General features: G+C 48.2%; 11 protein-coding genes. 3 read left to right on the top strand and 8 right to left on the bottom strand.

Annotated elements, in window-relative coordinates; genetic code table 11:
* The first annotated feature begins 70 nt into the window (after positions 1-70).
* Entirely contained in the window at positions 71-1681 is a 1611-nt protein-coding gene (locus G589_RS0112715; RefSeq protein ID WP_022770533.1) for a CTP synthase, read from the top strand.
* A gap of 72 nt (positions 1682-1753) precedes the next feature.
* Here G589_RS0112715 and G589_RS0112720 read toward each other — a convergent pair whose 3' ends face one another.
* The 7 genes from G589_RS0112720 to G589_RS0112750 all read right to left on the bottom strand — a co-directional run bounded on the left by G589_RS0112720 (position 1754) and on the right by G589_RS0112750 (position 10965).
* Positions 1754-2545 (bottom strand): DUF7402 domain-containing protein, encoded by a 792-nt coding sequence (locus tag G589_RS0112720; RefSeq protein WP_026522412.1) that lies wholly within the window; start codon positions 2543-2545, stop codon positions 1754-1756.
* Positions 2542-4584 carry a DUF2264 domain-containing protein gene (locus tag G589_RS0112725; protein ID WP_026522413.1) on the bottom strand — a complete coding sequence of 681 codons (2043 nt, stop codon included), beginning with the start codon at positions 4582-4584 and terminating at the stop codon, positions 2542-2544. Before G589_RS0112725 ends, G589_RS0112720 begins: the two co-directional genes overlap by 4 nt.
* A gap of 18 nt (positions 4585-4602) precedes the next feature.
* A complete protein-coding gene (locus tag G589_RS0112730; protein ID WP_035776068.1) occupies positions 4603-5742 on the bottom strand; it encodes a glycoside hydrolase family 88 protein in 1140 nt (379 codons plus the stop codon).
* 22 nt (positions 5743-5764) lie between these two features.
* Positions 5765-7693 carry a heparinase II/III domain-containing protein gene (locus G589_RS0112735; RefSeq protein WP_035776070.1) on the bottom strand — a complete coding sequence of 643 codons (1929 nt, stop codon included), beginning with the start codon at positions 7691-7693 and terminating at the stop codon, positions 5765-5767.
* A 4-nt stretch (positions 7694-7697) separates the two neighbouring features.
* On the bottom strand, positions 7698-8534 hold the full coding sequence (locus G589_RS0112740) for a carbohydrate ABC transporter permease (protein WP_022770540.1): 837 nt from the start codon (positions 8532-8534) through the stop codon (positions 7698-7700).
* Positions 8535-8550: 16 nt separating this feature from the next.
* Positions 8551-9474, bottom strand: a complete 924-nt coding sequence (locus tag G589_RS0112745) for a carbohydrate ABC transporter permease (RefSeq protein ID WP_022770542.1) — start codon at positions 9472-9474, stop codon at positions 8551-8553.
* Positions 9475-9582: 108 nt separating this feature from the next.
* A complete protein-coding gene (locus G589_RS0112750; RefSeq protein ID WP_026522416.1) occupies positions 9583-10965 on the bottom strand; it encodes an ABC transporter substrate-binding protein in 1383 nt (460 codons plus the stop codon).
* A gap of 222 nt (positions 10966-11187) precedes the next feature.
* Between G589_RS0112750 and G589_RS0112755 the strand changes: the two genes are divergently transcribed.
* Positions 11188-12888, top strand: coding sequence for a sensor histidine kinase (locus G589_RS0112755; protein WP_051192373.1), 1701 nt, complete (start codon positions 11188-11190; stop codon positions 12886-12888).
* Between the two features lie 24 nt (positions 12889-12912).
* A complete protein-coding gene (locus G589_RS0112760) occupies positions 12913-14205 on the top strand; it encodes a response regulator (RefSeq protein WP_026522418.1) in 1293 nt (430 codons plus the stop codon).
* Between the two features lie 216 nt (positions 14206-14421).
* Here G589_RS0112760 and pckA read toward each other — a convergent pair whose 3' ends face one another.
* Positions 14422-16035 (bottom strand): phosphoenolpyruvate carboxykinase (ATP), encoded by a 1614-nt coding sequence (gene pckA / locus G589_RS0112765; RefSeq protein WP_026522419.1) that lies wholly within the window; start codon positions 16033-16035, stop codon positions 14422-14424.
* Positions 16036-16064 lie beyond the last annotated feature (29 nt).

The following is a 16064-nucleotide window of genomic DNA, read 5'->3' on the forward strand; positions in this document are numbered from 1 at the left end:
TAAAAAGGATGTTTTAACTATAACATAGAATTATATCGTGTACAATCGATTAAATCAAGGGGAGGCGAAAATGGCAGTAAAATACATCTTTGTGACAGGTGGTGTTGTATCAGGTCTAGGGAAAGGAATCACTGCTGCGTCGCTGGGACGTCTTTTAAAGGCCCGCGGCTACAAAGTTACAATGCAGAAGTTTGATCCATATATTAATATTGACCCGGGTACAATGAACCCAGTACAGCACGGAGAGGTATTTGTTACAGAAGACGGAACTGAGACAGACCTCGACCTTGGTCATTACGAGAGATTCATCGACGAGAACCTGGACAAGAACTCAAATGTTACAACCGGTAAGATCTACTGGTCAGTTCTTCAGAAGGAGCGTCGCGGTGATTACGGCGGAAGGACCGTTCAGGTAATCCCTCACATCACCAATGAGATCAAGAGCAAGTTCTACCGCAACTTTACAGATGATGAGACACGTATCGCCATCATCGAGGTTGGAGGAACCGTGGGAGATATCGAGTCCCAGCCATTCCTTGAGGCCATCAGACAGTTCCAGCACGAGGTAGGACACGACAATGCAATGCTCATCCTTGTTTCTCTCATTCCTTACCTTCGCTGCTCACAGGAGATCAAGACCAAGCCCACACAGTCAGCTGTTAAGACTATGCAGGGAATGGGACTTCAGCCCGACGTTATCGTCTGCAGAAGTGAGCTGGAGCTGGATATCGAGACCAAGGAGAAGATAGCTCTTTTCTGTAATGTTCCATCAAGCCATGTTCTCAATAACCTTGACCTTGAATACTTATATGAAGCACCACTTGCCATGGAAAAAGAGCATCTGGCTCAGGTTGCATGTGAGTGCTTAAACCTTGAATGTCCCGAGCCCGACCTTACAGACTGGAAGGCAATGGTTGACACTCTCTACTCCCTTAAGCACGAGACAAGGGTTGCCCTTGTTGGTAAATATACTCAGCTCCACGACGCTTACATCAGCGTTGTTGAGGCACTTAAGCACGGCGGTATTTCCAATCAGACAGCAGTTGACATCAAGTGGGTTGACTCAGAGGAAGTTACCGAGGACAATGTTGCAGAAATCCTCTCAGATGTTGACGGACTTATCGTTCCCGGCGGATTCGGCGATCGTGGTATCGAAGGTATGATCACCTCCATCAAGTATGCGAGAGAGAACAACCTTCCGTTCCTTGGCCTTTGCCTTGGAATGCAGCTGGCAATCGTTGAGTTTGCAAGAAACGTTGTCGGATATACAGATGCTCACTCAATTGAGTTTGATCCAAACACCCAGCATCCTATGATAGCTCTTTTACCTGATCAGAACGGTGTTGAGGATATCGGCGGAACTCTCCGTCTTGGTTCATACCCTTGCGTTCTTGATAAGGACTCCAAGGCATACGAGCTCTTCGGCGATGAGAACATCACTGAGCGTCACCGTCACAGATATGAGGTTAACAACGACTACAGAAACGTGCTGGTTCAGAACGGCATGAAGCTCTGCGGAATGTCACCGGATGGCAGGATTGTTGAGATGATCGAGCTTCCAAGCAATGACTTCCACATGGCAACTCAGGCACATCCTGAGCTTAAGAGCAGGCCTAACAGGCCACATCCGCTGTTCTCCGGATTTATTAAGGCTTCACTGGCGCATGAGAATAAGAGATAAAATTATAAAGGCTTTCCTCTTGGCGGAGGAAAGCCTTATTTTTTGGATTTGCGGTTGTTTGAATTCGGTCGGTTATTCGGATTCGGTACCGTAGACTTCGATCTGGGTCAGCGCCGGGAAGGGGCTTGGGTCGTCTGCTTTGATCAGGTTGCCAAGCTTGAGGGATTCGATTCCCTTTCTGGTTATGTTGAATATGTGTGGCTCCTGGACTTTCTTGTCCATTTTTATGGTTTCGCTGCTGCCATCGGAGAAGGTAAAGGTTCCTTGGATCCACCAGTTGTCATGTGGGAAATCCGCTCTTGTGTATAGAACAATCTTGTCGATATCTACCTTTCTTCCGAAGTCCAGCGTGATCTCTGCATCGTCCTGCCTGTTGATGCCCCAGGATTCGTATGGCCACTCGCCATGGGAAAGGGTTGCCTTGCATCCATCTATTGCGTTACGTGCTGCAAACACTGCTTCGCCTCTGGTCTCAACGTTTGCGCTGGCGTGCGGATAAACTCCTGATACTTCATGCTGGTCAAAGGGATTAAGCGCCAGGTTTCTGTATGCTTTGATCTCGTATTCTTCTGCCTTCCTGATGGTGACTATGTGCCTGTTTCCGAAGAAGGACAGGGGGTTGTAGCTTGTCTTTTTCTCATAGAAGGGCACAGTGAAGAGAACCGTTTCCTCCTTTATCAGTACCAGCGCCGGGTCGATGGTGGCATCCACCTTCACCACATAGAACTCTCCCGGAGTTATTCCGGAGAACTCGATGATATCGCCTTTCCTGTATTCTCCATCCCAGGCCAGGATCACTTCTGCCTCGCCTTCCGCTTCTGCTTTCGGGACATGGTCCCAGTCGTTGTATATGCTAATCTTCATACTGAAAATCTCCCTTCGATGCCGTAGAAGTCGATCACTCTTGTTTCGCCGCTCTTGAGGTGGATTGTTACGGGGCCGTAGCCGCCGCATTTCTGGGGATCTGTGTATTCCACTTTCTCTATAGGGAAGATCTCGTCCTCGGTGAAATCCTCCAACGACTCCTTGGTGATGACCTGAGAGATCAGGAAGTAGGGCTCGTACCCGTACTGCTTCTGCCTGGAAGTCTTGGCGTACATGACGATGGACTTCTTGCTGTCGGGGTTTGTGCCCTCAGAGTCTATGCGCTCAATGCTGCTCCAGCCGTCGAATATGGTGAAGGCCATCTGCTTCTCTTTGCCGATGTGGTCATGGCCCTTAAGGACTGCTGCCCTGGCGCCGTCCTTCTCAAGGAATGTGACATCTGTGCCTTTATCGGGGAAGCCGAAGGCGCCGAGCGTTACTTCCAGTGGCCTTCTGTACATGCGGATCTTGTCGGCCCTGATGATTCCGTAGGGAACGGCAAAGTCCGCCAGGTCGATGGCTGTACGCCAGTGGCACTCGGTCTCCATCTCATAGTCAAAGAACTGCCTCCTGTAAAGGACCTCGTCCTTCTCACCCGCCCAGTAAGTGACATTTCCGCGAAGCGCCATGTCCTCATCGGTGTAACGAACCACGTACTGCTGGGACTCAACCGCCCTGTCCACGGTAGCTTCCCATGGGAATTTAGAATTAAAGACGAGTTTGGAGTAATTGTTCATGCCATGCTCATCATCTTTATGCTTAACAATCTTGCCGGTGCGGAGCTCCGTAATGCCGTTGGCCTGATGGTTTGCCATGCAAAGCCCCGGCCCGTCAAGGGTCCAGACCTTTGTTTCCTTATCCTTAAGCTCATCCCAGATTCCGCCATTCTCCCTGGCAGTCCAGAAAGGATGATCCTCAGGAAGATGCAGGCACAAGAGAGCCTTCGCCAGCCAGAAGGGTGATTCTGCGCAGGAGTATCCCTGAAGAAGCGGTGAAAACGGGCCGTAGAACCCAAGTGTCGGAACGCCCTCCCACAGGAAGTCATCCCTTGTGAAGAACTGAAGTAGCGACCCTGAGCAGATGCGTCTTGCAAGTCCCGGATCCACCGTAGGATTCTTCATCATAAGATTTCCGTCAATGGCGCTGGTGGCTGCGTTTCTGTAGATCCCGCTCCTGCCCCACATATTTGTAAAGCCATCCCTATCAAAGAAATAAGGATAGGTCTTCATAAGTTCATTGGAATTCTCCTCAAACCTCGCTGCAATATAAGGCTCTTTTTCATAGCCATACCAGTTGTTCCAGATGGCTGTGTACATATTGAAAGCCCAGCATGAGTAGTAGTCAAAAGAGTGCCCATCGCGATACCAGCCATCTCCGACATAGTAATGAAGTATATTCTGGGCATGGTCTCTCATGATGTCCTCGTCGATCTCATACCCGTTCATATAGAGGAACGCCAGATCCAGCATATTAAAGAGCCTCCAGTTCTGAGGCACCGTATTGGCATGAGCAAAGTCAGACAGAAATGCTGCGATCCTGTCCTTCTCCTCCTTGCTGTACTTATCCCAGATTTCCTCCGCGGACAGCCACAGGCAGATGACAAGCGCCGCCGTCTCCACGGTCTGCTGATATGCAGCAAACAGATTTCCGCTCTCGTCCGTGCTCTTCATATCCGTGTAGTTCAGGACATAGTTGGGCTCACCGGGCGTAACAGCGCACAGAACCTGCTTTGCATAGTAGTCCCTGACGTTTATCCCGTTCAGCTCAAGGTCCGGCTTAATATGCACAAGAGGCGCAGCTATGAAAAAAGATCTCGCCAGCCCCTCAAAGATCTCGGCCTTAAAGCGCCACTGCGGATGATCCGGCTGCGGATATGTGATCTCTCTCTCATACCTCGGCATGACTACCGGATCCTCGATGGACTTAAGGTTATTAAAGACGCCGGACAAAAGATATTCTGCCGCCTCTATCCAGCTCTCTCTGGTAAGCCCCGTGTAAGGGCTGAGTTCAAAGTCTGTATGTGTAGGTTTAAATACCATCTTCTCTCCCCCCGGGCCTTAGAAAATCCTAAGTGCCTTATCTGCCAGCTTCATAAGCGCTTCAATAAAGTAGTAATCACCATAGATGATGGACATGTTGTGGCCATCGCCGTGATAATCAACCGCGCAGTTATTAAGTAGATTGTCCGTATCCGTGCCCCAGCTGCAACGATTTTCATCAAGTGTCTTAAGGAGCTTAAGAGCAGCATCCAAATACTTATCTGCTTCGCCCTCATCCTCAAGCCCTCTGGCCAGCTCGATGAGTCCGGACGCTGTGATGGCTGCTGCCGTGGAGTCTTCAAGATCGACATCCTTTGGCTGCCTATAGTCGATGGGCACCAGATAGCTCTCCGGCATTTCAGAGAGCACATAGTCAGCGATCTTCGCCGACGTCTCCAGATATTTCTTTTCCCCTGTATAATGAGCTGACAGCGCAAAGCCGTAGATTCCCCAACTCTGGCCTCTTGTCCAGGATGAGCCCACAGCGTATCCCTGTCCGCCCAGAGTCTCAGTCACCTTGCCCGTGAATGGATCAAAGACAACAATGTGGTTAACCGATCCGTCCTCTCTGACAAATTCCTTCATGGCAGTATCCGCGTGAGCTACAGCTATCATCTTGAATCTCGGGTCCGTTGTCTCCTCGCTCGCCCAGTAAAGGAGCGGAAGATTCATCATGCAGTCGATTATCGCATAGCCCCTTCTGTCCACGTTGTCCCAGTTGTTCCAGGCTCTGATGAAATTCCCCGCAAGGTTGAATCTGCCGGCCATGTTGTTTGCAGCCAGCATCGCCCTGTTCAGTGACTCCTTGTTCTTTTCCTGTTTGTATCTTATAACGGAAGTCGGCAGCCACTTAAAGCCGTTGTCGTGGTCCAGCCCGTCAGTGTTCATGAGGTTCTTATCGAGCTTGTCCTCGACGCCTATGGCCTCCTGCCTGAACATCTCGTTTTCGGTCAGCGCAAAAAGCTGCCACATCTCGCCGCCCCAAAAGCCGTTGGTCCACCAGCAGGGGTCCGAGACGCTCTTATCGTCAAACCTTCCATTCTCTGTGGTGTAGGGAATCTTGTCCCTGTTTCTTTCTGTCACCACTGTCATTTTATCTTCTATCTTCTTAAGGGTCTCAAGGACCCATGCACTCTCATTTTCTGTCAGCGCTCTCATACCGATTCTCCTTCTCTTTTCTTTAACTTATCTTAAGACTTATCCTGCCGTCACTCATCTTTATCAGCACCCTGTAAACCTCATGCTTCCAGGAAATCTTCAGTCTCTCGTCGGTGATGGGATAGGTCTGGATTTCAACGACCTCACCTCCGCTGAGAACTGCCTCTCCAAGATTTCCAATTCTGATGCATGTTTCTCCCGAAGCGGCAACATTTACCTCGGGCTTTTCGTACGTCATCAGGGTCAAAAGAGCTGTCGCACTCCCTTCATACTCATCCAAAACCTCAACACCGCTTCCCTTTTTGTGGGTTATGGTCCTGAAATATCTGCGGACCTCATCGCTCTTATAAGCTCCGGCGATGTCCATGGAAAGCGAACTTGCTCCGGTTTTTGAATCACCTTCAAGTGCGGCTAAGACGCCTTTTGCGCCAAACTCTTTTCCGTCTTTTTGCAGAATAATTCCATCATTATAGTAGTCCCCGGCCGAGTCAAATCCTAGGCTGGCGATTTTTACTTCAGTATCATTTTTTATAAAGGTAGGCACGTTGTGGAACTGCGACTGCATAGTCCATATCTCATAGCGCCTGTCGGAAAACGTCTCCCTGGTATAAGTCCCAACTCCCAGGTCGATGATAAGTGGCTTGCCTTTCTTATAGATGGTAAACGAGCCCACATCATTATGGTTGTGGCTGTCGGCATTATCCCCCGCCTTGGCTGCACAGATGTAAGTCTCATCCCTGCTGACCATGAGCCCCGTGCTCTCAAAGAATGAATCCTCACAGAGCATCTCACTCTCCGGATAGTCCATCATCTCTTCATAGCTAAGAGCCTGAAGCACATGGTAAAAGAGATTTATCTCTCCCGTAAGTATCCTGTCGCCATCATCAGCCTTCCTGAAATCAGCAGCTGCAAAGGATGAAAGCACCTCATCCCCGCAGAGCTTGCCAAACAGAAACTCCCTTGAAGTTCTTCTCGGGCAGATGGCTGCGCAGTCTGCAAAGTTTATGTATATGTTGTCGGTTACATTCATTCGTACGATGTAACTTGCGATGTTCTTTACCAGTGGCTCCTTAAATACTTCCTCAAAGCCCGTTCCCTTAAGGGCGTCAGACATCAGATATAGTGCTCCAAACAGGCACAGTCCTGCATGGGAGTAGTACTGCGCTCCCTCGTTACAGCATCCGTCATCGCCGTACTCATCAAGGAAGAAGTCCAGAGATATGGCCGATCTCTCGAGGTAGTCCGTAAGCTCTTTTTCCTGAAAATATCCTTCCGGCCTTGTGAGCGCGCAGATGAGCACGTTCTGAATTATCCAGGGCGTCCAGTTGCACATGGGCTGCTTGCCGTCTCCCATCCACCAGAAGTGCTCGGTTTCATAGGGCGTAAAGATCCTCTCTTTCAGGGCGCTTTCTATAACTTCGCTGATATCAGAGCTCTTTTCCCTAAAGACAGGGCGAAGCAGGTACTCAGCAAATGCCAAAAGGGCGCCGGTCTCTGCGGCAAAAAGGTCGATTATCGGGTGAAGAACGTCAGGCATTTCCTGCTGCTTGGCGTCCCTGATATGTGAGTTGTGGGCAGGAAGACACCAGGAAGATTCTGAGAGAATCAGGTATATTCCGTCCAGGATGTCAGCAATAAAAGTCCCCTTGTTCTCTGCAAGCTCCGCCATTACAAGGCTGCAGAGCTTTCTTCTTCTGGAAAAGTACAGTTCCTCAAACCTTACCCTGTTTCCGTTTTTTGAAAACTCCAGATAGTCGGATAAAAGGATCACAGACCAGGGCTCTTTGTTAGCTCTTTTACCATCTTCTATGAGCATGGCCTTAAGATGCGCCGGGAGCCCTTCGTACTCCTTCCTGTCACTGATGTCAGGACACAAAGAAAACGCGCACAGTGAGCGCGTTTCCTTAAAGTAGTCGTATACGAGGTGTCTATGTGAAATCTCTTTTGCCATCTGATCATCCCTTTACTGCACCGGTTGTAATGCCGGCAACGAAGTACTTCTGAAGTGAAATAAACACAATAAATACCGGTATTAATGATAACACAGATGCTGCCATAATAAGACCATATTCGGCAGAGTACTGCGAAATAAACATCTTCAGTCCGATCTGCAATGTCTTCTTGGACTCGGTGGTCAGATAGATGAGTGGTCCAAGGAAGTCGTTCCAGGTGTTAACGAAGGTAAAGATGATCAGTGTTGACAGCGCAGGCTTTGAGAGCGGAAGCATGATCTTGGCGTAGATCTCATACTCGCTCATTCCGTCGATCCTTGCTGCTTCGCACAGCGAATCCGGGATTCCCTCGTAGAACTGTCTCATGAGGAACACTCCGAAGGCCGAGAAAGCCTGAAGTATGATGATGGCAAGGTGCGTATCTGCAAGACCAAGGCTTCTCATGAACATGAACTGAGGAACCATGTAAACCTGCCATGGAACTGCGATGGTTGCCACGTATGCCAGGAACAAAAGATCTCTTCCCTTGAATTCCAGCTTGGCAAAGGCGTAAGCTGCAAAGCTCGAGGTAAAGAGCTGGAGCAGTGTGACGATAAGTGTCAGCTTGGCTGTGTTCAATGTGAACTTTGCCAGAGGGATCTTGGTCCAGATATCAATGTAGTTCTGCCACCTGGGCGCCTTGGGGATCCACTCGAAGGGAATTACGAATACGTCCTTGTTAAACTTAAGCGATGCGGAGATCATCCAAAGGAAAGGCACAAGCATCATAAGTGCCAGGAGGATCAGCAGCGCATAGATTATGATATTTCCTATTATGCGATTGTTCTTTTTGCTCTTCACTTTTGATTCCTCCCCGTCAGTCGTTAGCGTAATTCTTCTCACCCCTGAACTGGATGAGTGTAACAACAAGAACTATGGCAAAGAGCACCAGTGCTGATGCAGAAGCTCTTCCCAGCTTCCAGTTTCTGAAAGCTTCCTCGTAGATGTAGTAAACAAGAACGATGGCGCTCTTATTGACAACACCGTTGGAGCCTCCTGCCAGCATATAAACAATGTCATATACCTTGAAGCAGTTGATAGTAAGCATGATTGTTACAAAGAAAGTGGTGGGCTTGAGCTGCGGAACAGTGATGTGCAGGAACTTCTGCCATGCATTTGCTCCGTCGAGGGATGCAGCTTCATAAAGGTCTTCGCTGATTCCCTGAAGTCCCGCCAGATAAATGACCATATAGTAACCCATGTTCTTCCATACGGAGAACATGATAATTGTCAACATTACCGTACTTGATGATGCAGCCCACTTAAGAGGCTGAGCATGAAATACGTTCATAAGAAGCTGATTCACGATTCCGCCCTTGGCCGGTGTAAAGAGCATGTTCCATACAGCAGCAACGGCAACCAGTGAAGCAACATAAGGGAAGAAGGCAACGGTTCTGAAAAAGCTCTTTCCCTTGATCTTCTGATTGAGAAGAATGGCCAGTGCCAGCGCCATTACAAGAGTTACAGGCACTGTGAATATACTGTAGATGATCGTATTCTTTAAGGCAGATGTGAATCTGTCGTCTGCAAATATCTGCGTGAAGTTGCTAAGACCCACAAACTTCATCGCATTACTTCCGTCCCACTCAGCAAAAGACATGAGCAGGGCCAGGATTATAGGTCCAAGGGTAAATACTGCAAACCCTATAAAGTTCGGTGCGATAAATGAATAGGCCACCAGATTTCTTTTTCTCTGGCGTCTCTTCATATTCTGTTCCATTGCAGTAAGTTCTGCAGCCATGTGTGTTTCCTCATTTTCCTTAAATAGCGTTTTTCCTAAAAAGAGCACTTGAATTAGGGCTTTCCTGAAATTCAAGTGCTCCTTTGTTTTGGTATCTGTTCTTATTTATTACTGAGCAAGAACTGCCTGAACGCCTTCGTTCATAGCTGCAATTGCATCGTCAACGCTTACTTCCTCATTCATGATAAGGTCGTGCTGCTCGTTGAGAACTGTCTCGATCTCAGATGACTTGTCGTTTGCAGGCATCTCAAGATATGTGTGGCTTGTGATAAGAGCTTCCTTGGAAGCATCGTCTGTTGGGAAGCCGTCCATAGATGCGATGATGTCAACGATTGTCTTGTTGGTCATAGCAGGGATGTTACCTGTAGAAGCCATAACCTCTGCACCCTCAGCGCCGCTTACGAACTTAACGAAATCCCAAGCTGCATCCTTGTTAGGAGCTGATGTAGGAACTGCAAGAGCTGTGATTGTTGAAAGAGTTGAACCGGGCTCAACACCTTCAGCGTGAGGATACTTAACGATACCCCAGTTTGTGCAGTCTGTGTACTCACCGTCTTTGATCTTCTGGATAAGAGTTGCGATAAACCATGATCCCATGTTCATTGTAGCTACATTACCCTGAGCAAACGCTGCTGAGTAGTGAAGTCCCTGTGTCTTAAGTGTTGCATAATCCATGCAGACACCGTCTTTCTGCTGATTAAGAACCATCTCGTAGTAAGGCTTTGTGAAGTCATACTCGCCATCAACGATGGTGTGCTTGCCATCAAGGATACCGTCGAGCTGGATTGTTGATCTCCATGTGTGGTAGTGAGATCCGTAAACCTCAGCACCTGGTGTTGTATCTGTTACGCTTCTTGCAAGCTTGTCGTACTCTTCCCATGTCATGTCGTTTGTAGGGTAAGCAACGCCTGCCTTATCAAAGATGTCTTTATTATAGAAGAGAACCCAGATATCTGATCTGAAAGGAAGCTCATAGAGGTTTCCGTCGATAGTAACCTGATCTGTTACTCCGTTGTAGAGTGAAAGATCAACGCCATCTGCTGCGATGCGGTCGTTAAGGGGCTCAAGAACACCCTTGTTAACCAGTGATACGTAGCCGGGAACGTCCTTAATTGTTACTACGTCGAAGTCTGAACCTGCTCCTGAGAGCTGTGTTCCAAGAACTGTGCTGTAATCTGTTGATCCAAGGTCAACCATCTCGATGGTTACGTTTGGATGAGCTGCTGTATAAGCGTCGATAAGTGGCTGATAGTAAACTGTGCTTGATACATCCCAAAGAGCCCACTTAAGTGTTACAGGCTCATCAGATGTAGCTTCCGGTGTCTCAGCTGCTGCCTGTGTATCTGCTGCAGGAGCTGCCTCGGGCTGTGCCTGTGTCTCTGTCTGTGTTGTGTCTGCTGCAGGAGCCTGCTCTGCTGCTGCTCCGCAAGCGGTGATGCTTGCAACGACCATGGTCATAGCAAGTAAAGAGCTAAGAATTCTCTTTTTCATATTAACCTCCCTCTCAAGGTGCCATCACATGACGGCTTGTTTGTTATACACATAGTTTATATTTTGTTAATAATTGAATGAATGTACATTCTTTATTTCTTGTTGTCAAAAAAATGCAATTTTTTTATATAAAATTGTATTTTCTTTATTTCCCCACTGCTCTAATATATACCTATGCATACCAAAAAACACTCTATTCGTAACAAAATCGTGTTATGGGCTGTGGGTTTTGCCCTCATCATAGCTCTGGCAGTTGCCTGTGCAAGCTATGTTCTCTCCGCCAGGTACCTCAGGGAAAACCAGCAGCAGTCTGCGCTCACCAACATCCACGTCCTCGGGGGCGATCTGGATTCCGACATAAATACCGTTATCACCTTCACCAACTGGATATGCCTCGACAGTACCATCGGCAACTATCTCCGCACTGTCGACAGGTCTTATGCCAATGACATTCAGGCCGGCAGGAAGCTCTCAGTCGGCGCCTGGAATCATCTCAACAACGAATTTAATATAGTAGGTGTCAGAAATTCCGTAACAAGGGTCGTCATCTCAACACCCGGCGGAACCCAGTTCCTTCAGTGTGTCTCGGGAGGCAACGATCAGTCCGTCACCGATGTGCCTATGACCATCATGGACACTTCGTTCTTTGACGATCTTATCACTGCTCCCGGTTTTAAGTGGAATGGCTTTTATCCCAATCCCTTAAGTAAGAACGGCAATCCCAAGGTCATCCCCATCATCAGGCCCATTCACAGCTCATCCTCCTCGGCCATCATCGGCTGGGTTTATATGGATATTCCGATCTCTGTCATAACCGATTCGCTAAAGAGCTTTGTGCTGACGGAAGATGATGCACTTTATATCACGTTCAGTAAGGGCATAACTTACAGATATACGGATGAAGGTCTTTTAAAAGAGTCTGTTCCGGAAGGCGCGATTTCCTATACCCTCCCGGACTCAGGCTGGACACTGTCCTACCTTCCGTCAAAAACCGCACTGATAAACAGGATGCGCTCCTATCAGCTCATGATCATGGTCATCTTCCTTGTCATTCTCTTTGCAGGCGTGATGCTGAGTTTTTCTCTGCACAGGACCATAACAAGGCCTGTTGACCGCCTGATAAGCAGGCTCGATACCATAGGCCAGGGCGATTTCTCAAGGGATGAGAAGATTGAGTGGAACAACGAGCTGGGCGAGATCGGCCGTGGAATCAACAACCTCTCCGAGAACGTATCCGATCTTATGAACAAAAGACTTCTCGACGAAAAGGCAAGGCACGACCTGGAATACCAGATACTTCAGTCACAGATCAATCCTCACTTTTTGTACAACACCTTAAACACCATCAAGTGGATGGCCACCATTCAAGGCTCGGAGGGCATCGCGGATATGTCGACATCTCTTTCGCGCCTTATGAAGAACATCGCAAAGAGCACTGAGGACCTGATCCCGATCAGCGATGAATTCTCGCTGGTCGATGACTATTTTACCATTATGAAATACCGCTACGGCGGAACCATCGATCTTGAGTACATTACAGATGATGAAGCACTGCTTAAGCAGCACATCAACAGGTTCTCTCTGCAACCCATAATCGAGAACGCCATCTTCCACGGCATCGAGCCCAAGGGCAGCGCAGGCAGGATCACCATCCACACTTACCGCAAGGACGGCAATGTTATAATAGATGTTACCGACAACGGCGTTGGAATGACGCCTGAGTCAATTGCCGAAGTGCTCTCCGGTGCAAGCCAGACCAGCACCGAGTTCTTCAAGCAGATCGGCGTTTACAATGTTAACGAGCGCATCAAATATACTTTCGGCGAGGACTACGGAATCACGATAGAAAGTGAGCCGGGAGTCTACACCACCATGAGATTTACGCTTCCCTTTGTCGCACCACCGGAAGACGAATATATGTAATAACAAATTGGAGTTTTAAGATCAATGTACAGATTACTGATTGTAGATGACGAGCCTCTTGTTCAGATAGGCTTAAAGAGTATGCTGGCAAAAGAGCTGGCTGACAAAATAGAAGTAGTGGGAACAGCCTCCAACGGACAGGAGGCCTGGGACATCATCTCGGAAAACCCGCCTGACATCGTTATTGCTGACATCAGAATGCCGGTGATGACAGGGCTTGAGCTTCTGGGTAAGTCCCACAACAAGTACGGCTCAGTTCCCGCCTTTATAATGCTGACTGCCTACGAGGAATTCGAGATGGCAAGGCAGGCTATCGTCTATGACGCCGTGGACTACCTGGTCAAGATAGAGCTCAATCCCAAGACCCTTGCAAGTGCTATAGACAAAGCTATTTTGCGTGTTGACGAAGCACGTCCTTCCGGTGCATCCAAAGAAGCCGGCAGTACAGGCTCTCTTGAGGACCTCAGGCAGAAGTTCATAATGAAGCTCTTCAGTCACCTCCTTGGTTCTGAGGAAGCTCTTTTGAGCGAGGCAAGAAGCCTTAACCTTTCTTTTGACTACAACCGCTACATCGTGGTTTATGGCGAGATTTCATCAGATGGCGCTTTAAGTTCAGGGGATGGCTTTACCCCCGAAGCCCTTGATATCTACAACTCCAGCATCAGCATGGCAAAAGAGATCATCTCCCGCCACGCGCCGTGCCAGATTGTTTCAATTGACCTGCAGCACTTCGCAGTTGTCTTTTCCTTCACTGAGGATACTCCCGTTGCCGGGACCATGGACCTTATAACGGAGGCACTGGAGAATGCCAGGACCATGATAACCAGTTACTTTAAGGCTTCCCTTACCTTTGGTATCGGCTCTGCCGTCTCTACACCCATGGATATCGCAGTCTCTTTTGACGAAGCAAAGACTGCACAGCAGCAGGCAGACAGCGCCCAGCCCATTCGTCTCTTCAGCCACATCGTCGGCAGCAACAGGCGCTCGGGCAAGGACAAGCTCATCGGCGCGATCCAGCAGTACATCGACGAGAACCTCGGCGGTAAGCTGCAGCTAAACGAAGTCGCAGAGGTCTTCGGACTCTCCCCGGCTTATCTGTCAGTTCTTTTCAAGAAAAATACAGAGACGGGCTTTTCAGAATACGTCTACACCAAGAAAATCGACCGGGCAAAAGAGATGCTTCTCTCCGGCGATATGAAGATCTACGAAGTCGCTGACGCTCTTGGGTTTGAATCAGCGTACTACTTCTCCAAGGTGTTCAAGAAGGTCGACGGGCATAGCCCCAGAGAATATATTCAGAGTAAGAGTGATATGTGAGACATTGGGGAGTCAGTGGGGGTGGTTCAGTTTGGTGAGTCAGTGGGGACGTTTCAGTTTGACTCATTTTGCTTCACAAAATGAGTCAAACTGAAACGTCCCCACTGACTCACCAAACTGAACCACCCCCACTGACTCCCCAATGTCTCCATAAAAAAAGCGTCACATCCGAAGATGTGACGCCTTATTTTTATTCTTATTAAAGAACTTCCAAAATCAAAGCTTAGGACCAGCTGCAACAAGTGCCTTACCGGCATCGTTTCCTTCATACTTCTTGAAGTTCTTTGTGAATCTCTCTGCAAGATCCTTAGCCTTAGCTTCCCACTCAGAAGCATCAGCGTATGTATCTCTAGGATCAAGGATTGCAGGATCAACACCGGGAAGTGATGTAGGAACTTCGAAATCGAAGATCGGGATCTTCTTGGTCTCAGCCTTGAGAACGTCGCCGTTAAGGATTGCATCGATGATTCCACGAGTATCCTTGATGGAGATTCTCTTGCCTGTTCCGTTCCAACCTGTATTTACAAGGTAAGCCTTAGCGCCAGACTTCTGCATCTTCTTAACGAGCTCCTCACCGTACTTTGTAGGATGAAGCTCAAGGAATGCCTGACCGAAGCATGCTGAGAATGTAGGTGTAGGCTCTGTGATTCCTCTCTCTGTTCCGGCAAGCTTAGCTGTGAAGCCTGACAGGAAGTAGTACTGTGTCTGCTCAGGTGTCAGGATAGATACTGGAGGAAGTACTCCGAAAGCATCAGCTGACAGGAAGATTACGTTCTGAGCTGCAGGACCTGAAGATGTAGGATGTACGTTAAGAACGATGTTCTTAATGTGGTTGATAGGATAAGATACACGAGTATTTTCTGTAACGCTCTTATCGTCAAAGTCGATCTTGCCGTTTCCATCAACAGTTACGTTCTCAAGAAGAGCATCTCTCTTGATAGCGTTGTAGATATCAGGCTCTGAATCCTTATCAAGGCCGATAACCTTAGCATAGCAGCCGCCCTCGAAGTTGAATACTCCGTTGTCGTCCCAGCCGTGCTCGTCATCACCGATAAGAAGTCTCTTAGGATCTGTTGAAAGTGTTGTCTTACCTGTTCCTGAAAGTCCGAAGAAGATTGCTGTGTTCTCACCGTTCATATCTGTGTTAGCTGAGCAGTGCATAGAAGCAATTCCCTTAAGAGGCAGGTAGTAGTTCATCATTGAGAACATACCCTTCTTCATCTCTCCGCCGTACCATGTGTTGATGATAACCTGCTCACGGCTTGTGATGTTGAATGCCACGCATGTCTCTGAGTTAAGGCCAAGTGCCTGGTAGTCGTCAACCTTAGCAAGTGATGCGTTGTAAACTACGAAGTCAGGCTCAAAGTTTGCAAGCTCTTCATCTGTAGGAACGATGAACATGTTCTTAATGAAGTGAGCCTGCCAAGCAACCTCAACGATGAAACGAACTGCCATACGAGTATCCTTGTTAGCTCCGCAGAATGCGTCAACTACAAAGAGTCTCTTGTTTGAAAGCTCGTTCTTAGCGATCTCTTTAACCTTAGCCCATGTGTCTTCTGACATAGGGTGGTTGTCGTTCTTGTACTCGTCTGAAGTCCACCATACAGTGTCCTTGGAGTTCTCATCCATAACGATGTACTTATCTTTAGGAGAACGACCTGTGTAGATACCGGTCATAACGTTTACAGCGCCAAGCTCTGTGTCAACGCCCTTCTCATATCCGGTAAGTTCAGGCTTCATTTCCTCTGTGTAAAGATCATCGTATGAAGGATTGTGAACGATCTCTGTAGTACCTGTGATTCCATACTTGGTTAAATCGATGTTTGCCATTTGTTAACCTCTTTTCTTAATAATTTTTG

This window comes from Butyrivibrio sp. VCB2001 (assembly GCF_000423965.1).
Classification (GTDB): domain Bacteria; phylum Bacillota; class Clostridia; order Lachnospirales; family Lachnospiraceae; genus Butyrivibrio.

Excerpts from the sequence above, each read along its gene's own strand:
- G589_RS0112715 (WP_022770533.1), top strand. The coding sequence starts at position 71 with ATGGCAGTAAAATACATCTTTGTGACAGGTGGTGTTGTATCAGGTCTA.
- G589_RS0112720 (WP_026522412.1), bottom strand. The coding sequence starts at position 2,545 with ATGAAGATTAGCATATACAACGACTGGGACCATGTCCCGAAAGCAGAA.
- G589_RS0112725 (WP_026522413.1), bottom strand. The coding sequence starts at position 4,584 with ATGGTATTTAAACCTACACATACAGACTTTGAACTCAGCCCTTACACG.
- G589_RS0112730 (WP_035776068.1), bottom strand. The coding sequence starts at position 5,742 with ATGAGAGCGCTGACAGAAAATGAGAGTGCATGGGTCCTTGAGACCCTT.
- G589_RS0112735 (WP_035776070.1), bottom strand. The coding sequence starts at position 7,693 with ATGGCAAAAGAGATTTCACATAGACACCTCGTATACGACTACTTTAAG.
- G589_RS0112745 (WP_022770542.1), bottom strand. The coding sequence starts at position 9,474 with ATGGCTGCAGAACTTACTGCAATGGAACAGAATATGAAGAGACGCCAG.
- G589_RS0112750 (WP_026522416.1), bottom strand. The coding sequence starts at position 10,965 with ATGAAAAAGAGAATTCTTAGCTCTTTACTTGCTATGACCATGGTCGTT.
- G589_RS0112760 (WP_026522418.1), top strand. The coding sequence starts at position 12,913 with ATGTACAGATTACTGATTGTAGATGACGAGCCTCTTGTTCAGATAGGC.
- pckA (WP_026522419.1), bottom strand. The coding sequence starts at position 16,035 with ATGGCAAACATCGATTTAACCAAGTATGGAATCACAGGTACTACAGAG.